At 62.8% G+C, this 21,430-nt stretch carries 23 protein-coding genes; 16 read left to right on the forward strand and 7 right to left on the reverse strand.

The features are described 5' to 3' along the window. Nucleotides 1-254 precede the first annotated feature (254 nt). Together AC0QUY_RS14620 and AC0QUY_RS14625 are read left to right on the forward strand one after the other, a co-directional pair. Complete coding sequence (locus AC0QUY_RS14620) at nt 255-1,457, forward strand: acyl-CoA dehydrogenase family protein (protein ID WP_475387347.1); 1,203 nt, start codon at nt 255-257, stop codon at nt 1,455-1,457. A gap of 11 nt (nt 1,458-1,468) precedes the next feature. Beyond that, entirely contained in the window at nt 1,469-1,870 is a 402-nt protein-coding gene (locus AC0QUY_RS14625) for a VOC family protein (protein WP_161854658.1), read from the forward strand. Nucleotides 1,871-2,196: 326 nt separating this feature from the next. On the opposite strand, the gene AC0QUY_RS14630 is transcribed toward AC0QUY_RS14625, so the two are convergent. Next, nucleotides 2,197-2,985 (reverse strand): Spy/CpxP family protein refolding chaperone, encoded by a 789-nt coding sequence (locus tag AC0QUY_RS14630; protein ID WP_161854659.1) that lies wholly within the window; start codon nt 2,983-2,985, stop codon nt 2,197-2,199. A gap of 428 nt (nt 2,986-3,413) precedes the next feature. On the opposite strand from AC0QUY_RS14630, the gene AC0QUY_RS14635 reads away from it, so the two are divergent. The 7 genes from AC0QUY_RS14635 (at nt 3,414) to AC0QUY_RS14665 (ending at nt 10,845) form a co-directional block, all read left to right on the forward strand. Then, the gene (locus tag AC0QUY_RS14635; RefSeq protein WP_475387348.1) at nt 3,414-4,754 is read left to right on the forward strand and encodes an ABC transporter substrate-binding protein; all 1,341 of its coding nucleotides are present in this window, start codon (nt 3,414-3,416) and stop codon (nt 4,752-4,754) included. Nucleotides 4,755-4,854: 100 nt separating this feature from the next. Beyond that, on the forward strand, nt 4,855-5,790 hold the full coding sequence (locus AC0QUY_RS14640) for a carbohydrate ABC transporter permease (protein WP_161854661.1): 936 nt from the start codon (nt 4,855-4,857) through the stop codon (nt 5,788-5,790). Then, nucleotides 5,790-6,701, forward strand: a complete 912-nt coding sequence (locus AC0QUY_RS14645; protein WP_161854662.1) for a carbohydrate ABC transporter permease — start codon at nt 5,790-5,792, stop codon at nt 6,699-6,701. The genes AC0QUY_RS14640 and AC0QUY_RS14645 overlap by 1 nt, the downstream gene beginning before the upstream one ends. A gap of 4 nt (nt 6,702-6,705) precedes the next feature. Further along, nucleotides 6,706-7,806, forward strand: coding sequence for an ABC transporter ATP-binding protein (locus tag AC0QUY_RS14650; protein ID WP_161854663.1), 1,101 nt, complete (start codon nt 6,706-6,708; stop codon nt 7,804-7,806). A gap of 30 nt (nt 7,807-7,836) precedes the next feature. Further along, on the forward strand, nt 7,837-8,826 hold the full coding sequence (locus AC0QUY_RS14655) for a hydroxyacid dehydrogenase (protein ID WP_475387350.1): 990 nt from the start codon (nt 7,837-7,839) through the stop codon (nt 8,824-8,826). A gap of 63 nt (nt 8,827-8,889) precedes the next feature. After that, the gene (locus AC0QUY_RS14660) at nt 8,890-10,314 is read left to right on the forward strand and encodes an amidase (protein WP_475387351.1); all 1,425 of its coding nucleotides are present in this window, start codon (nt 8,890-8,892) and stop codon (nt 10,312-10,314) included. 120 nt (nt 10,315-10,434) lie between these two features. After that, nucleotides 10,435-10,845 (forward strand): hypothetical protein, encoded by a 411-nt coding sequence (locus AC0QUY_RS14665; RefSeq protein ID WP_475387352.1) that lies wholly within the window; start codon nt 10,435-10,437, stop codon nt 10,843-10,845. Between the two features lie 21 nt (nt 10,846-10,866). Here AC0QUY_RS14665 and AC0QUY_RS14670 read toward each other — a convergent pair whose 3' ends face one another. Continuing rightward, complete coding sequence (locus AC0QUY_RS14670) at nt 10,867-11,412, reverse strand: DUF1993 domain-containing protein (protein ID WP_475387398.1); 546 nt, start codon at nt 11,410-11,412, stop codon at nt 10,867-10,869. Nucleotides 11,413-11,475: 63 nt separating this feature from the next. Between AC0QUY_RS14670 and AC0QUY_RS14675 the strand changes: the two genes are divergently transcribed. The 3 genes from AC0QUY_RS14675 to AC0QUY_RS14685 all read left to right on the forward strand — a co-directional run bounded on the left by AC0QUY_RS14675 (nt 11,476) and on the right by AC0QUY_RS14685 (nt 13,776). Beyond that, nucleotides 11,476-12,252, forward strand: coding sequence for a transporter substrate-binding domain-containing protein (locus AC0QUY_RS14675; RefSeq protein ID WP_475387353.1), 777 nt, complete (start codon nt 11,476-11,478; stop codon nt 12,250-12,252). A 188-nt stretch (nt 12,253-12,440) separates the two neighbouring features. Further along, the gene (locus AC0QUY_RS14680; protein ID WP_475387354.1) at nt 12,441-13,280 is read left to right on the forward strand and encodes a DUF2147 domain-containing protein; all 840 of its coding nucleotides are present in this window, start codon (nt 12,441-12,443) and stop codon (nt 13,278-13,280) included. Nucleotides 13,281-13,422: 142 nt separating this feature from the next. Further along, nucleotides 13,423-13,776, forward strand: coding sequence for a hypothetical protein (locus tag AC0QUY_RS14685; protein ID WP_161854669.1), 354 nt, complete (start codon nt 13,423-13,425; stop codon nt 13,774-13,776). A 12-nt stretch (nt 13,777-13,788) separates the two neighbouring features. On the opposite strand, the gene AC0QUY_RS14690 is transcribed toward AC0QUY_RS14685, so the two are convergent. Together AC0QUY_RS14690 and AC0QUY_RS14695 are read right to left on the reverse strand one after the other, a co-directional pair. Beyond that, complete coding sequence (locus tag AC0QUY_RS14690) at nt 13,789-14,193, reverse strand: (R)-mandelonitrile lyase (protein WP_475387355.1); 405 nt, start codon at nt 14,191-14,193, stop codon at nt 13,789-13,791. Between the two features lie 23 nt (nt 14,194-14,216). Further along, on the reverse strand, nt 14,217-14,915 hold the full coding sequence (locus tag AC0QUY_RS14695) for a ribonuclease activity regulator RraA (protein WP_475387356.1): 699 nt from the start codon (nt 14,913-14,915) through the stop codon (nt 14,217-14,219). 225 nt (nt 14,916-15,140) lie between these two features. On the opposite strand from AC0QUY_RS14695, the gene pxpB reads away from it, so the two are divergent. The 3 genes from pxpB to AC0QUY_RS14710 are packed head-to-tail and all read left to right on the forward strand — an operon-like array spanning nt 15,141 to nt 17,729. Then, a complete protein-coding gene (gene pxpB / locus AC0QUY_RS14700; protein WP_475387357.1) occupies nt 15,141-15,872 on the forward strand; it encodes a 5-oxoprolinase subunit PxpB in 732 nt (243 codons plus the stop codon). Beyond that, the gene (locus AC0QUY_RS14705; protein ID WP_475387358.1) at nt 15,869-16,924 is read left to right on the forward strand and encodes a 5-oxoprolinase subunit C family protein; all 1,056 of its coding nucleotides are present in this window, start codon (nt 15,869-15,871) and stop codon (nt 16,922-16,924) included. Before pxpB ends, AC0QUY_RS14705 begins: the two co-directional genes overlap by 4 nt. 34 nt (nt 16,925-16,958) lie before the next feature. Next, nucleotides 16,959-17,729, forward strand: coding sequence for a LamB/YcsF family protein (locus AC0QUY_RS14710; protein ID WP_334437604.1), 771 nt, complete (start codon nt 16,959-16,961; stop codon nt 17,727-17,729). 11 nt (nt 17,730-17,740) lie between these two features. Here the strand turns inward: AC0QUY_RS14710 and AC0QUY_RS14715 are convergent, their stop codons facing one another. The 3 genes from AC0QUY_RS14715 to AC0QUY_RS14725 all read right to left on the reverse strand — a co-directional run bounded on the left by AC0QUY_RS14715 (nt 17,741) and on the right by AC0QUY_RS14725 (nt 19,864). After that, on the reverse strand, nt 17,741-17,893 hold the full coding sequence (locus AC0QUY_RS14715; RefSeq protein ID WP_176721835.1) for a hypothetical protein: 153 nt from the start codon (nt 17,891-17,893) through the stop codon (nt 17,741-17,743). Between the two features lie 217 nt (nt 17,894-18,110). Beyond that, the gene (locus AC0QUY_RS14720; protein WP_475387359.1) at nt 18,111-19,277 is read right to left on the reverse strand and encodes a CmpA/NrtA family ABC transporter substrate-binding protein; all 1,167 of its coding nucleotides are present in this window, start codon (nt 19,275-19,277) and stop codon (nt 18,111-18,113) included. Further along, nucleotides 19,274-19,864, reverse strand: coding sequence for an ANTAR domain-containing response regulator (locus tag AC0QUY_RS14725; RefSeq protein ID WP_057852587.1), 591 nt, complete (start codon nt 19,862-19,864; stop codon nt 19,274-19,276). Before AC0QUY_RS14725 ends, AC0QUY_RS14720 begins: the two co-directional genes overlap by 4 nt. Nucleotides 19,865-19,977: 113 nt before the next feature. Between AC0QUY_RS14725 and rimO the strand changes: the two genes are divergently transcribed. Beyond that, nucleotides 19,978-21,303: a 30S ribosomal protein S12 methylthiotransferase RimO gene (rimO, locus tag AC0QUY_RS14730; RefSeq protein WP_475387360.1), complete on the forward strand. Its 1,326-nt coding sequence runs from the start codon at nt 19,978-19,980 to the stop codon at nt 21,301-21,303. Nucleotides 21,304-21,430 lie beyond the last annotated feature (127 nt).

Below are 21,430 nucleotides of genomic sequence, written 5' to 3' on the forward strand. Positions count from 1 at the left end.
CCCGTTCCGGATCGATCCGGCTAAACCGCAAGGCTAGCGCAAAACCTTAAACACGGCGTGTGCGCCGCAGCGAACAGACCCAATCTGCCGAGGCCTCGATCCAAGCAATAGTCCGCGGAGCCATTGTGCAGAGCGGCACGAAATCCGATCGGTTATCTGCACATGTGCTCCGCGTCGCCATGGGCTTGCCGATTGCGGCGATGGCACGTTAGCTTTTCACCAACGACTGGCACGCGAACGCGACGGACCCACACATGATCTTGAATACAGCGATCGCAAGCTCTGCTGATCTCGCGGGCGACCGGGCGGTGATCGCCCGTGCCGAAGCCGTATGCGAGGATGTCGCGAAAGCGTCCGACGATATCGAAGCCGCGCGGCGGCTACCGCCGGCTCTGCTCGACAAGCTGCACAACGCGCAATTGTTCCGGCTGTTGCTGCCCCGTTCGACCAACGGGATCGAAACCGATCCCGTCACTTTCTTCCACGTCATCGAAACCATTGCCAAGGCAGATGCTTCCACCGCGTGGTGCCTCAGCCAGGCCGGTGGCTGCGCGATGTCTGCAGCGTATCTGGACCTGCCGGTGGCGCAGGCGATCTTCGGCGAACCGCGCGCGGTGCTGGCATGGGGTCCCGGCCCCAAGGTCCGCGCCGTCGAATGCGAAGGCGGCTACAGGGTGACGGGGGTGTGGTCGTTCGCATCCGGCGGCCGCCATGCGACCTGGCTCGGGGCGCACTGCCCGATCTACGCGGCCGACGGCTCGCCCAAATGCGATGCCAACGGAGCCCCGCTCGAGCGCACCATGCTGGTACGCGCCGAAGACGTCGAGTGGACCGACATCTGGAACACGGTAGGGCTGCGCGGCACGGCCAGCGACCAGTTCGCGCTCAGCGACTTCTTCGTGAGCGCGGACCATTCGATTACCCGCGAGTTCGAGCGCGAATGCCGCGAGCGCGGCCCGCTCTACCGCATGAGCAACCACACCTGTTACCAGGTGGGGTTCGCCGGCGTTGCCTGCGGCATCGCCCGCACCGCACTCGACAATTTCGTCGAGACGATGCGCAACAAGGTGCCGCGCGGCGCGAGGATGTCGCTGCGCGACAATGCCGTGGTTCAGAGCAACCTCGCGCAGGCGGAAGTCAATCTCCGCGCCGCGCGCGGCTACGTGTTGCAGTCGATGGCCGACACCTGGAAGGATCTTAGCGCCGGCGCGACCATCACGGTCGCACAGCGCATGAACATCCGCATGGCCTCGACCCACGCCATTCACAAGGCGCGCGAGGCGGTCGACTTTGCCTACAACGCCGCAGGCGCCACCGCGATCTTCGAGGACCATCCGCTGGAGCGGCGATTCCGCGATATCCACACTGTGACCCAGCAGCTGCAGGGCCAGATCAGGCATTTTGAAACCGTCGGTGCCTGGATGATGGGCGTCGATACCGATCTCAGCTTTGTTTAGGAGAAACGACCATGGGACTTGGCGCGCTGCAGCACTACACGATCGAGCCCTCCGATCTCGAGCGCGCCAAGGATTTCTATTGCGACGTCTTGGGGCTGGAGAACGGCGACCGCCCCCCGCTCGATTTTCCCGGCTACTGGCTCTACTCGGGCGGCACCGCCACGGTGCATCTGATGGGCACCCGCAAGCCGCGCGAAGGCATCGTGGTGCGCGGTACCGAGAGGAAGTATGAAGATACCGGTCGGCTTGACCACATCGCCTTTGCGGCGACCGACGTCGAGGGGATGCGCAAGCGCCTGCAGGCAAAAGGCGTCAAATTTCGCGAGAGCATCGTGCCGCGTACCGGCGATACCCAGTTCTTCCTCTACGACCCCGATGGCGTCGGCGTCGAACTGAACTTTCCGAAGACCTGAGGCCCTCCCGGCCCATGCCTGAGTTCAATGGACCGCACCAGCATGGACGCCGGTGCCGTACCTGATGTTGAGGGGCAACACTTGCAACCAAAGACTGAAGTTCCCGACAACGCCGCAAGTCAGCCACGACTATGGCGCCAGTCCGTCAGGGTTTCTTCATCATTGCAATGAGATTGGGGGAGCCGCGCCGCTGCGGCAGAATAGCCGGGTGCCGTGCCTTTCAACCTACCCCAGGGCCTGCGTACCCGGCTATTCGTCCGGCGAGCCAGCTATAGCGTTTTCGAGCGACACCGGTTCGCGTTAAGAAAACGCGTCAAAACGAGAGCCTAATCGAGCCCGCGTTCGTGGCTCAGATTGACCATTTCCTGAATGAAGACCGCCTTTTGCTTGTCGTCCAGGCTGGCGAATAGCGGCTCGGCCGCATCCGCCACGTTGCGCTGATCTACAGCGCGGTCGTTGAGAAACTGGGCCTCATTGCGCATCTGCTCGATGATGTCGTCAGGCGGATCGCGCTTGGCGCGCGCAACACGCAGGTTGAGCCGGTCAGCACCGTTATGACCGAGATAGTGCATCGCACTGTTGAACCCCGCCCAATGCTTTTCCTGCTCGGGCGTGAGGTTCAGCTCCTTCTTGATCCGTTCGATATTGGCATCGCTGTTGGCGACGATCTGTTCGGCCGTCAGTTGCGGCGCGCCGGTCTGGGTGAGGACGGGTCGCTGCTGCTGCGGTTGCTGCTGTTGTTGCTGCTTGGCGGTCTTGGTAGCCTTGCTTCCCTTCGCCGGCTTCGACGTGTCACCCTGCTTGGAAGGCTCGCCTTGTTTGGAAGCCTCACCCTGCTTGGCAGTATCCTTTGCCGCCGGCGCCTGTCCGCCCTTGTTGCCCCCGGTCAGCACACCGGTGACTCCGGTCACGACGCCCACGACGCCGCCAATGGCGCCGCCAAGCACGCCGCCGACCGGGCCCGCCGCCTTGTTACCCTCGCGGGCGCCCTTCTCGACACCCTGAACCAGCTGCGCATCCGCAAGCCGCGGCGCGCTGAGAAGCATGATGGCGGCCAACCCCATGGCCACGCACACTTTCCACCGCGTGCGCAGTTTGGACGTTGGGCTAGTCATGATTGGTCTCCGTGGTCGTTAACTAGGACTGATGTCCTCGAATCTGAATCTTATCGTTTTAGCGACGAGCAAGTCTAGCCGCGGTGCTGACCGTTATCGCTGGCGTCGAAATATCAAACCCGTAGACCGGGAACCCCGCGGCGCGACCGCAATCTCCAAACTCTCTCGCGTTCATCATGCCGTGTGCAACGCAATATGCCGCGCAGAGAGGCATTGCAGTATTCCGACCGCTGGAAAATTTACACGCAACGTTAGTTCTAGAATGTCGCACATGTCATTTCTCGACAGACGTGTTCAATTCTGTTCTGATTGCGCAACCAAATCTCCGCGGGGCAGCCATCCCAAATCGGCGCGATCGCGTGAATGCCAATAAGAATAAGAAGAGGAACAACGAGACGACAACAAGAAGCAAGCAAAGAGGAAACGCCATGTCACGCAAGAAGCTTTCTCGCCGACAATTCGTTGCTGCTACTGCGCTGTCATCTGCGGCGCTCATCACCGCGCCGTACGTGCGCGGCGCCCACGCCGCCGGCAAGCTCTCGATCGGTTTCTGGGACCACTGGGTTCCCGGCGCCAACAAGGCATCGACCGATATCGTCAACGCCTGGAAGGAAAAGGAGAAGGTCGAGGTTCAGATCGACTACATCCCGAGCCAGGGCAACAAGAACCTGCTGACCATCGCCGCCGAAGCACAGGCAAAATCCGGTCACGACATTCTGGCCATGCCGACCTGGTGGCCGCATGCGCAGGCCGAGCTGCTTGAACCCATGAACGACGTCATGGAAGGCCTCATCAAGCAGAACGGTGAACCCAACGGCACGGTGAAATATCTCGGTCAGTCCAAAGGCAAATGGCTTGCGGTGCCGGCGAGCGTCGGCAGCCAGATCAAGGGTCCCTGCTCCCGCATCGACCTGATGAAGCAGCATGCCGGCATCGACGTACAGGCGCTGTATCCCGCCGGTGCCCCACCGAAGGCCGATAGCTGGAATCTGGAGACCTTCCTGAAGGCCGCAGAGGCCTGCCAGAAGGCCGGCGTTCCCTTCGGTATCGGGCTTGGCGAGACTAGCGATAATGTCGATACGGCAGGCGCGATCTTCCAGTCGTTCGGTGCTGCCCTTGTCGATGAGAAGGGCAACCTCACTGTCAAAACCGACGCGGTGCGCCAGGCACTGGAATACTACAAGAAGCTGATCTCGTTCCTGCCGCCGGACGCCGGCGCCTGGGACGACTCCTCCAACAACAAATGGCTGGTCTCCGGCAGGGGCGCCATGATCATGAACCCACCGAGCGCCTGGGCAGTCGCCAAGCGCGACGCACCACAGGTAGCCGAGCAGTGCTGGACTCATGGCTTCCCGGCCGGACCGAAGGGCCGCTACGCGCCCTACCTCGCCTACTTCTGGGGCACCTGGTCGTTCTCCAAGAACAAGGAAGCGGCCAAGAGCGTGCTCAGGGCGCTTTCACAACCTGATGCGATCGAGAAGATGTGCGTGGCGAGCGGTGGCTACGACCTGCCCTGCTACGAAAAGCTCACTACCCTGACGGTCTGGCAAGAGGAAGGGCCGCCGAAGGGCACGCTCTACCACTATCCGAACCCGCACAACCACCAGACGCTTTCGATCGCCGCGGCGCCCGCTCCGCCGAAGATCGCACAGCAGATCTATACGCAGGCAACGTTGACCAAGATGTGCCTGCGTTATCACAAGGGCGAAGCGATGGAAAAGGTGCTCGCCTGGGCTGAAGGCGAGTGCGAAGGCTTCATGCGGAGCTGACGGAGGGGACGTCATGGCGGCCCGCCTGATCGCAGGCCGCCATTCCTTATCCGCTGTCAATCATAGGCGCGGCGAAACGTTACAGGGATAAAAACACACCATGGCTGACGTCGCATTGCAGCCGAACCGGGCCGCCGCGCAAGCTGCGCGCAAACGCTCGAGCCTGCACAGTATGATGAAGCGCAAATCGACTGTGGCGTTCCTGATGACGCTGCCGCTGATCCTCCTGATCGCGACCCTTGTGATCTATCCGGCATTCTACGCGCTGCACCTCGCGACGTTGAACAAGTCGATGCAGCGCTTCGTCGGGCTCAGCAATTTCGAATTCCTGTTCAAGCGCGAGACGTTCTGGCTCGTCGTCAAGCAATCCTGCATCTTCGCGATCACGGCCGTCATCTTCAAGGCGCTGCTGGGCTTTATCATTGCGCATTTCGTTCACAACATACCGGCCAAGGGCCAGCGCAAATGGCGCGGCATGCTGCTGGTACCGTGGGTAATCCCCCCGGCGATGAGCACACTGGCGTGGCTGTGGCTGTTTGACCCCTCCTACAGTGCGTTCAACTACACGCTCTCGTTCTTCGGCATCGGGCCGATCCCATGGACCGGCGATGCCATGTGGGCGCGCTTCTCGGTCATTCTCGTCAACATCTGGGTCGGCGCTCCGTTCTTCATGATCATGTATCTGGCGGCGCTGAAATCCGTTCCGGAACAACTCTACGAGGCAGCGGCCATCGACGGCGCCAACTGGTGGCAGCGCATCTGGTACGTCACGCTGCCGATGATGCGAAACATCATCGCGATTACGACGCTGTTCTCGCTAATCGTGACCTTCGCCAACTTTGACATCGTGCGCATCCTGACCGCGGGCGGCCCGCTTGATCACACCCATATCTTCGCGACGTGGGCGTTCCGCATCGGGATCGAGGGCAGCGATATACCGCTGGGCGCCAGCGTATCCCTCTTCATGGTGCCGATTCTGGCGGTCGCGGCGATCTTCATCCTGCGCGACGTCAACAAACGCGGGAATGAAGCCTGATGACAACGGTGACCATCGACAAGGCCGCGCCGACCCGCAAGGTCAAATACGGCAGCATGAGCCGCGACCGCGCCTGGGCACTGCGCTGGTCGTACTTCTTCCTGGTGATCTTCGCGATCTTCTTCCTGACGCCGCCGATCTACATGTTCATCACCTCGCTGAAGAGCAGCGCGGAGATTTCGGCGGCAACCAATCCGTGGTGGGTGTTCCACCCAACGCTCGACAACTATGTCGGTCTGCTGACCTCGAACCAGTTTCTGCGCTTCTTCTGGAATTCGGCGATCGTCTCGATCTTCGTTGTCACCATCACCATGCTGATAGCAGTACCCGCTGCCTTTGCGCTGTCGAGGATGCGGTTCTGGGGTTCGGCGACGCTCGCGACCGGCGTGTTCCTGACCTATCTCATTCCCGAGACGCTGCTGTTCATTCCGCTGTTCAAGATGTTCGCGGTGATCGGCGACTGGACCGGCATCCAGCTCATCAACAGATGGTACGTACTGCTGATCCTCTATCCGACACTTACGGTGCCCTTTTGCACCTGGATCATGATCGGCTACTTCGCCTCAATTCCGAAGGAGCTCGATGAAGCCGCCATTATCGACGGCGCATCCTGGTTCCAGACGCTGACGCGGATATTCATCCCGGTGGCATTGCCGGGCCTGATCGCAGCGACGATCTTCGCCTTCACAGTCTCCTGGGCGCAATTCCTCTATCCGCTGGTCTTCACTACGTCGACTGACCAGCTCGTGATGCCCGTTGGCATCATCACGACGCTGATCAAGGGCGACGTGTTCAATTGGGGACAGATCATGACCGGCGCCCTGCTCGGCGCCGCGCCACCGCTCATCATCTACGCATTCCTGATGGACTATTACATTGCCGGCCTGACCGCCGGTGCGACAAAGGGTTGATCTCATGGCTGACGTGACGTTGCGTAAGGTGGTGAAGCGTTATGACGAAGTCGAGGCGGTGCGCGGCATCGACCTCGATATCGCCGACCATGAGTTCGTCGTGCTGGTTGGGCCATCGGGCTGCGGGAAATCAACCACCTTGCGGATGATCGCCGGCCTGGAAGATATCTCCGACGGCGACATCATGATCGGCGGCGACGTCGTCAACGACGTGCCGCCGAAGGACCGCGATATCGCGATGGTGTTTCAGAATTACGCGCTTTATCCGCACATGACGGTCGCGGAGAACATGTCGTTCGGACTTCGGCTGAAACGCTATCCGAAGGCCGAGATCAAGAGTCGCGTCGACGAGGCCGCGCGCATGCTCGACATCGTCGAACTCGTCGACCGCAAGCCGAAGCAATTGTCAGGTGGCCAGCGCCAGCGCGTCGCGATGGGCCGCGCCATCGTGCGCAACCCGAAAGTTTTTCTGTTCGACGAGCCGCTGTCCAACCTCGACGCCAAGCTGCGCGTGCAGATGCGGATCGAGATCAAGAAGGTGCATCAGAAGGTCCGCACCACGACGGTCTACGTGACCCACGACCAGGTCGAAGCGATGACGCTGGCGGACCGCGTGGTGGTGATGAACCACGGCCGGATCGAGCAGATCGGCACGCCGAACGAACTCTATCACAAGCCGGCGACGAAATTCGTTGCCAGCTTCATCGGCTCGCCGGCGATGAATTTCGTCCCGTGCCGGCTGGAGGATCTCGCCGGCAAGTTGCACGTCCGGTTGACTGACCGCATCGCCTTCCCGCTGCCGCCGGCCCGTGCTGCCCGTTATCAAGGCATTCCGCGCACCGACAAATTGCTGCTGGGGCTGCGCCCCGAGCACATCACCGAGGCGAAGCCGCATCCTGAGCCCGGTGTGGAGGCCTTTGACGCGGTGCTCGACGTCACCGAGCCGATGGGAATGGAGACGCTGATCTATTTTACCCTGGAAGGTTCGCAGGTCTGCGGCCGGGTCAATCCCAATGCCGGCGCGCAGGATGGCGCTCCGCTCCGATTGGCTGTGGACCTCAATAATATGCACCTGCTAAACGAGGTGACCGGCGTCGTCCTTTGACGGCGCATTAGCGAGACCCAAGGGCAGGAAATGGCTACCAACAAGAAGAAAATCTTCATCACGGAATCGATGTCGCAGCAGGGAAGAGCGCTGCTCCATGCGCGCGACGACATCGAGATCGTCGAATTTCCCAACATGATTGCGCAGAAGGATTTCGAGGCCAAGCTGAAGGAGCATGCGCCGGTGCACGGTGTCGCCCTCGGCGGCACCCGCTTTGGCGAGCCCGAACTCGAAGCCTCGAAAGACATGCTGGTGGTTACCCGGATCGGCGTCGGCTTTGACGCTGTTGACGTCCCCGCGCTCAGCCGCCGCAAGGTCCCGCTGATGGTGGCCGGCACCGCCAATTCGCCGTCCGTTGCCGAGCATGCGGTATTCATGATGCTGACGCTCGCCAAGCGCGCGACAGAAATGCATTCGCTCGTTAGGGACGACAAATGGGCTGATAGGCTCGGAATGCTGCCCTTTGACCTCTTCGGCAAGACGGTGCTGATCGTCGGCTTCGGGCGCATCGGCACCCGCACCGCCAAGCGGTGCCTCGCGATGGAAATGAACGTGCTGGTTTTCGACCCCTACAAGTCCGCCGCCGACATCAAGGCCGCCGGCTGCGAACCGGTCGCCGACATCGACGCCGCGCTGCCGCGCGCTGACTTCCTCACCATCCATTGTCCGAAAAACCCGGAGACGGTCGGCATGTTCAATGCCGACAGGCTGAAGCGGCTGAAGCCATCAGCCTATCTGATCAACACGGCGCGCGGCGGAATCGTCGACGAGGCTGCGCTGCACGCAGCCCTGGTGTCCGGCAAGCTTGCCGGCGCGGGCCTCGACGTTTTCGAGCAGGAGCCGCCGCCGGCCGGTCAGGCATTGCTCGCCCTGCCGAATGTCATCATGGCGCCGCATGTCGCGGGAGTTACGGTGGAAGCCGTCGACCGGATGAGCGAACAGACCGCCCGCAACATTCTGAGCGTATTGGACGGCGATCCCGTGCGTCAGAACGTGATCAATCAGGACGTGCTCGGCTGAACCATCGGAGTGAATGGTCCGGCGCGGCCGTTGCATCGGCCCGCCGGCAAGCGAGGTATCTGCATGGCCTTCAAGGAATACGGCAATTTTGATGCGGTCGGCCTCGCCGAACTGGTTCGGAAGAAACAGGTCTCGGCCAAGGAATTGCTCGATGAGGCCATCGCCCGTACCGCGAAGGTCGATCCGCAGATCAACGCGGTTGTGGTCAAGCATTACGACTATGCCGAGCGTCAGATCGAGCGCGGCCTGCCTGATGGCCCCTTTACGGGCGTACCATTTCTGCTGAAGGACCTCGACCTCCTGGAGGGCACGCGCACGACCTCAGGCGCCACGGTCCTGAAGGAGTTTGTGGCCGACCACAGCGGCACGCTGGCGCAGCGCTTCGTCGACACCGGCGTGTCGATCTTCGGCAAGAGCTCGAGCCCCGAATTCGGCCTGATGCCGACGACGGAGTCGCGCCTGCACGGGCCGACCCGGAACCCCTGGAATCTCGAGCATTCTTCTGGCGGGTCATCGGGCGGCGCGGCGGCGGCTGTTGCCGCCCGCATCCTCCCCTTCGCGCATGCCAGCGACGGCGGCGGCTCGATCCGGATCCCCGCCTCCGCGTCCGGCGTGTTCGGCCTGAAGCCGACCCGGGCGCGCAATCCACTCGGTCCCGATCGCGGCGAAGGCTGGGGTGGCTTCGCCTGCGGCCATGTCGTCAGCATCAGCGTGCGCGACAGCGCGGTGATGATGGATGCGATCCACGGCCCGGAGCCGTCGAGCCCCTACATCGCGCCGCCGCCGGAGCGGCCGTTCTCGCAGGAAGTCGGCCGCGACCCCGGCCGGCTGCGCATCGCCTTCACCGATAAGTCGCCGTATGGCGACGCCATCGACCCTGAAATTGCGGTAGCGGTGCGCGAGATCGCAAGCCTGCTGGCGGGGCTCGGCCATCACGTCGAGGAACGCGCGCCGAAGCTTCCCGCCGATCCGGCCGCGACCATAACCACGATCGTCGGCGCCAACACCGCGCTGACGGTGCGGGTGCTTGAGCAGAGGTTCGGTCGAGAGATGACGGACAGGGATCTCGAGATCTTGACGCTCGCGCACTCGCACAACGCAAAGAAGAACACGGCGACCGACTATGTCGCCGCCCAGCTTGCCGCCTTCCAGATATCCCGTTCGCTGGCGACCTTCTTCGAGAGCTGCGACGTCTTCCTGTCTCCGACCTTGTGCGCGCCGCCGCTGCGCATCGGCGAACTCAACACCATGTCGAACGATCTGTCGCACATCGTCCCAATCCTGCGCCGCTATATGCCGGGGACCTCGATGTTCAACATGTCCGGGCAGCCGGCGATGTCGGTGCCGCTCGCATGGAACAAGGCCGGGTTGCCGCTCGGCATGATGTTCTCGGCCAGATTTGGCGACGAGGCGACCCTGTTCAGGCTGGCCGGCCAGCTCGAACAGGAGCGTCCCTGGAAGACCATGTTACCACCGGTATGCGCCTAATCGCGCCCAAAAAAAGCCACGGATTGACAAAGCCCGGCTTTATTCGGAAGCAAGGCAAGGGCCCGGGGCGGCAACGGTCACTGATTCCGTAACCGGGTTCGATCCGGAGGCTGAATCGTGATGCAAAACGACCCCACCGACAATGCCCTGGCAACCATCGCCAGCATTCTTGATCCGCCGGAAGCCCGTCGCAACCCCGAAAAAGCTGCGGTCGCCGAGCAACGCCAGGCGTCCCCTCCACCGCTCCCCACCACGCCTCCGCCGATCGAGGCTCATGGTTACTCGAAATATGGTCCCGGGCCGATGGCGGCGATCCGATTCAAATGGACGGTCCGCCTCGAGAATGGCGACTACTATGTCGACGAGACCATCGGAGAGAATTCCGCTCCGATCGTGAGCGGCCCGATGTCGAGGGAAGCCGCGATCCAGATGGTCGACGATCGCGAAAGCGACGCTCGCCGCCGCTTCGAGCTGTTCAAGAGCGAGATGACCGGGCGCGCGACCGCCAACAAGGAAAGCAGCGAAGCGTAGCGTTCCGCTCTCCTTTGACGACTATCTCGGCGGCCCCAAGAAGTCTTTCTTGGCCAGATCGACGCCGGCATGGCGCAGTATGTCGTACGCTGTCGTGACATGAAAGAAAAATTGCGGAACGCTGAACGTCAGCAGCAACGACTTTCCGGTAAATTTTCGCTGGGTCCCGTTCTTGAACGTGAAAGCGACTTCCTTGTCGGCTGCGTTCTCGATTTCCTCGCGCGGCAAACCTTGCACGAAATCAACCGTTGCCGATATCCGCGACTTGAGTTCGGCAATGTCAGGCTCCGCGTCTGAAAATGTGTGAGGCGCGCGGCCGGCCAGCAGCGCGCAGGCGACGATCGCATGCCGCTTGGCCTCTCCTGCCTGCTGTTTCAAATTGTACATCGTGGGTGAGAGTCGCATGTTCAGAAGAACGGCGGGCTCGATATTTCGCCCTTCGGCATGGGCCGCGGCCTTGTCGAGGAGACTGGACAGATTTTCGAGATACGGCACGAACACGCCGACGGAAGCCTCGTGGAGCGAGATGGTCACGATTTCATTTTCTCCGGGTGGCACCGCTGGCATATCTGGTCTAAATCGGCGCCATCGCTCCAGAGTGTCATCTAACTTGTCGGCGGAGAAGACCCGATGTTTCGCGTGTTCGTTAGTCTTGCAATAGCTGTCCTGTGGACCGTTGTCGCCCACGCTCAGCCGGCGAATTCCCGCCTCGACGACATCATCAAACGCGGCACGCTGCGGGTCGGCATGACCGGCGACTATCAACCGTTCACCTATTTCGACAAGGCGACGTCGCAATTCCGCGGCTTCGATGTCGACATGGCGGAAGCGCTTGGCAAGGCGCTCGGCGTCAAGGTCGAGTTCGTTCAGACGACGTGGCCGCAGCTGATGAAGGATTTCGAAGCCGACAATTTCGACATCGCGATGGGCGGCGTCTCGATCACGCTCGACCGGCAGAAGAAGGGAATGTTCTCGACGCCGATCATGCGCGAGGGCAAGACGCCGATCGCCCGCTGCGCCGACCAGGGCAAGTATGAGACGATCGCCGATATCGACAAGGCCGGCACCCGCGTCATCGTCAATCCCGGCGGCACCAATGAGCGCTTCGCCAAGGCGAACATCAGGAATGCCGAGATCAAGGTGTGGAACGACAATGTCACGATCTTCGACGAGATCGCCAAGGGCAATGCCGACCTGATGATGACGGACGCTTCCGAGACGCGCTACCAGCAGAAGAAGCACCCCGGCGTGCTCTGCGCGGTGCATCCGGAAAAGCCGTTCGATTTTTCCGAGAAAGCCTATTGGCTGCAGCGCGACATGCCGCTGAAGGCTTTTGTCGACCAGTGGCTGCATATCGCCATCCAGGATGGCAGCTTCAGGAAAATCTACGCCGTCTGGTTCGATTGACCTCTGATACGCCTGTTTCGCAGGAAATTGACCGTCTATCGGGCGCTATCTATTCTGCCCGGATTGAATTTGAACCGAAGCCGCTAGTACACGACATATAGTTTGAAAGTGATCTGGATCACGCTGGGTGAAGCTGCCACTGCGTAATAGCTTTGGCAGCTCGGGTCCCCCGCTCAGGAGGTCGTCATATGAAGAAGTGTCTCGCTATCGCCGCGCTTTTGCTGGCGAGCACCGTCACCGCCGCGCAGGCGCAGTACTCGTTTGAGTATAACGGCCGCACCATTACCATCGATCCCGATCGCGGCACCGTTTCCATTCCCGGCGTCTACGATAATACCGGCAAGAAGACCAAGCGCCCGCGTGGCGAGGAAGGCGACCTTGATCGTCCGACCAGGAAGGTCCCGCAGCAGGCGAAGACCGCTCCGCAGGCCGCACCGGAGACAGCCTCGCCTCCGGCTGCGACGGCACCGGCGGAGCAAGCGGCTGCCCCTGCGTTGGCGCCCGCGCCGGTTGCCCCTGCTCCAACCGCTGCACCGCCCGCACCGTCGAACAATACGGCGGCCGTTGCGCCAACGGACGCCCCTGCGCCTCCAGCGGCAGCGCCCGCTCCTCCGGTACAACAGAATGCCGCTCCGGCAGTCCCGCCCGCACCCGCTCCCGTTGCCGCGCCAGCACCACCGCCGCCGCAACAGAAGCAGGCCGCGGCCCCGCCAGCTTCGGCGCCCGCTACGAATTCACCGCTCGGCGTGTGGTTGACGGAGGAGAAGGAAGGCAAGATCAGAATCGAACAATGCGGCCAGAATCTCTGCGGCTATTCCGTCGACAAGAAGTCGAACCAGAATGGCGAGCAGATCCTGATCAACATGAAGCCCGGCAAGGACAAGTGGAGCGGCCGGATTTTCGACCCGAACACCGGCAGCACCTATGACTCCACGATCGCGCTGAAGGGCACCGACAGCCTGCGCGTCCAGGGCTGCGCGTTCGGCGGCATGTTCTGCGGCGGGCAGACCTGGACCCGCGTCAACTGATCGCAAGCCGCGGCCTCCCATACGACCAAAAGCCCCGCTGCAATGCGGGGCTTTTTCATTTCGGCACAGCGCGTGATGGCAATCACAGTCGCCAAAGAACCGCTATGAGACGCTGATCGTGTCCAAATTAAAGGGGCACGTCATGGTTAGGTCTCGGAAATCCGTAGTCGCCGTTGCATTGATTGCCGCACTGGGCATAGTGACGCCATCGGCAGCCGCAACCTTCGACGGCGACTGGAATGTGCAGATCACCTCATCGAACGCCGCCTGCAGCAGCGGCGCATCGGTCTCGATCGGAATCAGCAACGGCCAGGTTGCCTCCAACAGCACCGCTGTCACAGCGTCCGGCCGTGTGGCGGAAGCCGGCGCCATCCGCGTCACGCTTGCGAGCGGCATGAAGCGCGCGGTTGGCTCCGGCATGCTCACGGGCACGTCGGGATCGGGCACGTGGCGCGCGGCCATGTGCTCCGGCACCTGGACCGCGCAGCGGATGTGAGGCGACAGGTCCTCAGCCGACTTTCCCGGAATACTCCTCGTCGGTGACATGCTCCATCCAGGTGGAATAGACGCCGTCGAGCGCCTCCTGCATCGCGATGTGAGTCATGCTGTTTTGCGGTGAAGCGCCGTGCCAGTGCTTCTCGTTCGGCGGTATCCAGACGACATCACCGGGACGGATCTCCCTGATCGGACCACCCTTGGCCTGTACCCGGCCCACGCCGGAGATGACGTAGAGGGTCTGGCCAAGCGGGTGGGTGTGCCAGGCGGTGCGCGCACCAGGCTCGAAGGAAACTCGCGAGCAGTTCAGACGCGCCGGCGCGGGAGCCATGTTGATCGGATCCTGCAGCACCGTGCCGGTGAAATTCTCAGGCGGCGCCCGACGGGTCGGCCGGCTGCCCGCGAGATGGATATCCATGAAGTTATCTCCCTTCTTCGAACTTATTTCTTCGTCGCCGCGTAGCGCACCTTGGTCTCGGCGTTCATCGGATAGAGGCCGGGCAACGCCGCACCGTTGTTCACCTCGTTGACGATCCAGGCTTCCATCCGCTCCTGCTCCGGCCCTTCAGCCAGTACATGGTCGAGAAGCGCCTGCGGGATCAGCACCGCGCCATCCTGGTCGGCGACGACGATGTCGTTGGGAAATACCGCAACCCCGCCGCAGCCGATCGGCTCGCCCCAGCCGACGAATGTCAGCCCCGCGACCGACGGTGGCGCCGCGAAGCCATCGCACCAGACGGGCAGATTGGTACCGAGCACGCCTTCGACGTCGCGCACCACGCCATCGGTGATCAGTGCCGCAACGCCGCGCTTGACCATGCGCGCGCAGAGAATGTCGCCGAAGATGCCGGCATCGGCGACGCCCATAGCGTCGACCACGGCGATGCAGCCCTTCGGCATCGCTTCAATCGCGGTGCGGGTCGAAATCGGCGACGACCAGGATTCCGGCGTGGCCAAATCCTCGCGCGCGGGAACGAAGCGCAGCGTGAAGGCCGGCCCGACCAGCCGCGGCTGTCCCGGCCGTAGCGGCTTGGTGCCGCGCATCCAGACGTTTCGCAGGCCCTTCTTCAGCAGCACAGTGGTGATGGTGGCGGTGGACACGCCGGACAGGGTTGCGAGGGCTTCGGGGGACAGGGACATCTGGAATGCAGGCTCCGGAGGATGGATGAAAGGTAGCGCATCTTGCGAAGCGCTGATGTCACGTCAAGGGCTCGCGGAAAGAAGCGCGATCATAACATCTTATCGTCGGCATGCAGATTAATTTATTGAACTTACTGGCTGATTTCGTGCGAAGCGAATTCCACTCGCGCCCAAAACACGCTACAGGTTGAGTGAGCATGAGAGCTGCGAGACAGTTTAGAGGCCATGGCCGCGACGCTTCCCCCGCCCCGCCTTTTGCCGAGTGGCGACAGCGCCATCACGGTGGAATTCAGCCGCAACATCGACGATGCCGCCAACCGGCGGGTGCTGGCGCTCGACCGTGCCATGGCCGCCGAGCCGATCACGGGCGTCACCGAGACGGTGCCGACCTATCGCTCGCTGCTGGTGCATTACGATCCCGAGCAGATCGATTTCGACCAGCTTGGCGAAAAGATCCTCGGCTTTGCGCAGCGGCCGGTGCCGGCCTCGACAAAGACCCGGCGCTGGCGCATTCCGGTCGTCTACGGCGGCGAGCACGGCATCGACCTCGAGGACGTTGCCAAGACCCTCAACACCACGCCCGACGAGATCGTGGCGCGGCATATCGCTGGCGACTACCGCGTCGCCATGATCGGCTTTACGCCCGGCTGGTCCTATCTCAGCGGGCTTGCAGATAGCCTGCACATGCCGCGGCGGCAGAACCCGCGTCTGCTGACGCCGGCCGGCACCATCTCGATCGGCGGGGTCCAGACCGGCGTGCAGTGCCTCGCCGGCCCGAGCGGCTGGCACCTGCTGGGACGGACGGCGGTGCGCACCTATCAGCTTCATCGCGATCCGATTTTCCTGCTTGAGCCCGGCGACAACGTCACCTTTGCAGCGGTCGACGCCAAGACGTTCGCGGAGCAGGATCGCGCCGCCGAAGCCGGCGAATTCATTGCCGAGCAGATCGCCTCATGAGCAAGCTCGTCATTGCCTCGATCGGCCCAGCCAGTTCGGTACAGGACGGCGGCCGCCCCGGCGCCCAACGCTATGGCCTGGTGCCGAGCGGCGCCATGGATCGGCTGGCGCTGGCAGCCGCGAATACGCTGGTCGGCAATGAGCCGTTCACGGCGGCCATCGAAGTCGGTCCGTTCGGTGCAAAATTTACCGCGCGCGGCGGCGCCGTGCGCGTTGCCTTGGCGGGAGCCCCCCGCAATGCCGATATCGCCGGTCGCGCGATGGCGCCGGATACCTCCGCGACGCTTGCCGATGGCGAGACACTGACGCTCGGCTTCGCCCGCGACGGTTCGTTCAGCTATCTAGCAATCGAAGGCGGCATTGCCGGCGAGCCGATGTTCGGCAGCCTCGCCGTCAACGCCCGCGCCGGCCTCGGCAGCCCCTATCCGCGTCCGCTGCAGGCCGGCGACGAACTGCAGACGGAAGCCGCAAGCGGCGCGCCGGAACGGCGGATTGAATTGCCCGCGGCAACCGACGCGCCGATCCGGGTGGTCTGGGGCCCGCAGGACGACGAATTCGCCGACGAGACCAAAAAACTGTTTCTCGACAGCGAATGGAAGATTTCGGCGACCAGCGACCGCATGGGCTATCGGCTCGAGGGCCCCATGCTGAAGCATCTCCACGGCCACAACATCGTCTCCGACGGCACCGTCAACGGCAGCCTGCAGGTGCCTGGCAATGGCCAGCCGATCGTGCTGATGCGCGACCGCGGCACCAGCGGCGGCTATCCGAAGATCGCAACCGTGATTTCGGCCGACTTCGGGCGGTTGGCGCAGATCCCCGCCGGGCGCGCCTTTCGCTTTCGGGCCGTCAGCATGGCGGAGGCGCAGGCCGAGGCGCGCAAATTTGCGGAGTTGCTGCGCACCCTGCCCGAGCGGCTGCGCGCAGTCGAAAGCGTTGATCTCAACATCGACGCGCTGCACGATGCCAATGTCGCGGGCCACGCCGTCAACGCGGTCGATGCAGGAACCTGGCACGCGGTATCGATGGCCGAAATAGCGGGGCCGGACTGACCACCAATCCACTCACGAGAAGCGGACGGACACCATGACAACCATCGACCTCAATTGCGATCTCGGCGAAGGTTTTGGCGCGTGGGAAATGGGCAATGATGCCGCGATGATCGAACTGGCGACGTCGGTGAATGTCGCCTGCGGCTTTCATGCCGGCGATGCCGACATCATGCGTCGCACCGTTGAGCTAGCGAAAGCACGGGGTGTCTCAGTCGGCGCGCACCCTGGATATCGCGACCTGCACGGCTTCGGCCGGCGGCCGATCCCGGGCCTGAAGTCTTCGGAGATCGAGAACCTGATCGCCTACCAGATCGGCGCGTTGCAGGCGATTGCGACCGCGGCCGGTTACAAGGTCACCCACGTCAAGGCACATGGCGCGCTCTCCAACGTAGCCTGCGAGGACGACATGACCGCAAAAGCCATCGCCAACGGCATCAAGGCCGTCGATCCCAACTTGATCTTTGTCGTGCTCGCCAATTCCAAGCTGGTGCAGGCCGGCGAAGCCGCCAATTTGCCGATGGTGCACGAGGTGTTTGCCGACCGCGCCTATGAAGACAATGGCTCGCTGGTGTCGCGCAAGAAGCCGGGCGCCGTGCTGCATGATGCGAAGGAGATCGCCGACCGCGTGGTGCGGATGGTGCAGGACGGTGCGGTGGTCTCAGTCACCGGCAAGGTGATCAAGATGCGCACCGACACCGTGTGCATTCACGGCGACACGCCAGGCGCCGTCGATATCGCGCGTGGGGTACGTCAGGCGCTGAAGGATGCGGGGATTGCGGTCGCGCCGTTCAAGACGGCGCAGTAATTCAGTAATTCTCAGAACGGATGAACCGACAGCGTGCCGAACACGATGGCGGCAATGAGCGCGAACGCGCTGTAGAGCGCGGCGGTATGAAAGCCGGTGCCGGAACGGCGGGACACCGAGCGTGCGTAAAGGTGCAGGCGGGCTTCCGCCGATAGTTCGCGCATGGTCGATCTCCAACGCAGCATGGAGTGCATATGGAATATCGATCGCGCTCCGATGCAAGATGTCCGCCGAAATAGCGATATCGACGCTTCGGCGCCCACCATTTCGAGGGGAAAATTCCTCTCTGCCTGATCAGAGCGAGAATATTATTCGGGCCGATTTGAGCCGGTAGGAACCCCGAATAGTAAATCTCGTGGCGGAACCCGACAGCCGACCGGCTTAGGGCCTCCAATGCCCAATCTTGAAAGCCGCCAGATGCCCGGCGATGTCGGCTGGATCGAATGCGGGACCGGCAAAGGCACCGATCGCCTCGGAAGCGCCGGAGGCCCCGCCCCGATGCCCCATGGCGGCGTCGTAGAGCTCCGGCCTGAAGACCTCCATGGCGGTCCGCAGCGCCTCGGGGCGCATCGCTGTCTGCCCCCAGCGCACCATCTGGGCGTAAAGCCAGGCGGCCTGCGCCGGATCGGGCCGGCCTGCCCCTTCGCGCCCGACCAGCAGATAGCGGTCGCTCTCGCGCCGCTGGCCGTCGGGTGAGATCTTCAGCCGGCCGTCGAGGGTGCGCTGGATCACCTCGGCGCCAACGCCAAGCCGGTCCGGCCGCGCCAGCACATGAGCAGCCTCGGCGCGGTTTCCGGGATCCTCGATGTATTCGGCAGCGTGGGCAGCCGCCCGGATCAGGGCGGCCAGCACCTCGGGATTCTTTTCCGCCCACTTTTCCCTGACCGCGAGAACCTTTTCGGCCGCGCGCACCAGGATGTCAGAGACGAAATGCAGGATGTGGCCGACGCCGAGATCGACCGCGACCGAGTTCCAGGGCGCGCCGACGCAAAACGCATCGACATGGCCGTTGGCGAGGCTGTCCACCATGTAGGGCGGCGGCAGCACCACCAGGCGAACGTCCTCGTCGGGATCGACGCCGCCTGCCGCCATCCAGAACCGAAGCTGGTAATTGTGAGTCGAGAACGGGAACGTCATGCCGAATGTCAGCGGTTCCGCGCCGCTCTTGCGCCTGGCGGCCACGACACGGGCGAGCGCCAGAGCGGTAGCCATGGGATCAAGGGCGTCGCCGTCGATCTCGCCCATGATTGCGGCATGCAGCGCCGGCGACACCGTGATCGCATTGCCATTGAGGCCCAGATTGAACGGCGCCACGATCGGCACCTTGACGTGGCCAAGCCCGAGGCTCGAGGCGATCGCCACGGGCGCCAGCAGATGCGCCGCGTCGAACATGCCGATATTGAGCTTGTCGCGGACATTGGACCAGGACACTTCCCGCACCAAGGTAACGTCGAGCCCTTCGGCGGCGGTAAAACCCTTGTCGACGGCGATGATCAGCGCGGCCGCATCGACCAGCGGAATGAAGCCGATATGCAGCGGTGTTTTCATTTCAACAGCTCCGACGCGGTCAGGATCGACTGCGCGATCTCTCCGATCTTCTTTTTCTCGCGCATCGCCGTGGAGCGCATGAGCACATAGGCCTCGTCTTCGGTGAGGCCCTTCACCTTCATCAGGATTCCCTTGGCCCGGTCAATCACCTTGCGTTCCTCAAGTGCGGATTTGGTGCGGTCGAGTTCGTCCTGCAGCTTCGAGAAGGCGTTGAAGCGGGAGATGCAGAGATCGAGGATCGGCTTGATCCGCTCCTTCTTCAGGCCATCGACGATATAGGCGGAAACGCCGGCATCGACGGAGGCCTGGATCGAGGCCGCATCGCTCTGGTCGACGAACATGGCGATCGGCCGCCGCACCGCGCGGCTGACCTGGAACATCTGTTCCAGAACGTCGCGGCTGGGGTTTTCCAGGTCGATCAGGATGACATCGGGATCCAGCGCGTAAATCCGCGCCAAAAGGCTCTGCATTTCGCTGATATGCACAACGCCGGTAAAACCCGCCTCCCGCAACCCCTCTTCCAGGATGGCGGCCCGGATCGGGCTTTCGTCGACAATGACGATTTTCGGCGATGACTCAGCGCTCATCGATCAACTCATAACCCGGCGGGGCATCCATAGCACGGAAGACCGCCGCGCAAAGCCTTGTAATTGTGGGAAATTGGGACTAGTTCGTGCTCATCAATCAGGCAGATCTAGATATGCAACAGGCCGCTGCGCCCAAAGTCAGCTTTGTTTCGCTTGGGTGCCCCAAGGCGCTGGTGGATTCCGAGCGCATCATCACGCGGCTGCGCGCCGAAGGCTATGAGCTGGCGCGCAAGCATGACGGCGCCGACATCGTCATCGTCAACACCTGCGGCTTCCTCGACAGCGCCAAGCAGGAATCGCTCGGTGCCATCGGCGAGGCGATGGCCGAGAACGGCAAGGTGATCGTCACCGGCTGCATGGGCGCCGAGCCCGAGCAGATCGAGGCGGCCTATCCCGGCGTGCTGTCGATCACCGGCCCGCAGCAATATGAGAGCGTACTGGAGGCCGTGCACCGCGCGCTGCCGCCGGTGCATAATCCGCATCTCGATCTGGTGCCGCCGCAGGGCGTCAAGCTGACGCCGCGGCACTACGCTTATTTGAAGATTTCCGAAGGTTGCAACAACCGCTGCAGCTTCTGCATCATCCCGAAACTGCGCGGCGACCTCGTCTCGCGTCCGGCCAATGACGTGCTGCGCGAGGCGGAAAAGCTCGTGGCGGCCGGCGTCAAGGAATTGCTCGTCATCTCGCAGGACACTTCGGCGTATGGCGTCGATGTGAAGTATGCCGAAAGCCCGTGGAAGGACCGCCAGGTTCGCGCCAAATTCTTCGACCTCGCCAGGGAACTCGGCGATCTCGGCGCCTGGGTCCGGCTGCAGTATGTCTACCCCTACCCGCATGTCGACGAAGTCATCGGCCTGATGACCGAGGGCAAGATTCTGCCCTATCTCGACATTCCGTTTCAGCACGCAAGCCCGGACGTCCTCAAAGCGATGAAGCGTCCGGCCGCGCAGGAAAAGACGCTGGCGCGGATCAAGAAGTGGCGCGAGGAATGCCCCGACCTGACGCTACGCTCGACCTTCATCGTCGGCTTTCCCGGCGAAACCGATTCCGACTTCGCCTATCTGCTCGACTGGCTCGAAGAGGCCGAGATCGATCGTCTGGGCTGCTTCAAGTATGAGCCGGTCGCCGGCGCCGCGTCCAACGCGATCGAAAATGCCGTGCCAGACGAGGTCAAGCAGCAGCGCTGGAACGCGCTGATGGCGCGGCAGCAGAAAATCTCAGCCCGCCGCCTCAAACGCAAGGTCGGCACCAGGCAGCAGATCATCATCGACGAGGTCGGACCGACGGTCGCGAAAGGCCGCTCAAAGGCCGACGCGCCGCAGATCGACGGCGCGGTCTATCTTTGCAGCCGCCGCCCGCTGAAGGTCGGCGAGATCGTCATCGCAAAGATCGAACGCGCCGATCAATACGATCTGCACGGTAGCGTCGCGGGGTTCTGACCCCGGCTCAGGAAGTAGCGAGCCACGGCGGCGGCAGCGCTCCGGCGGGGCTTCCGCTTGACACGGCCAGCCCTTCGGCTGTATGGGCCATCGCCATGAAGCTGAACCGGACCAACCGCCGCCCCTG

The organism is Bradyrhizobium sp. WYCCWR15520 (assembly GCF_056174665.1).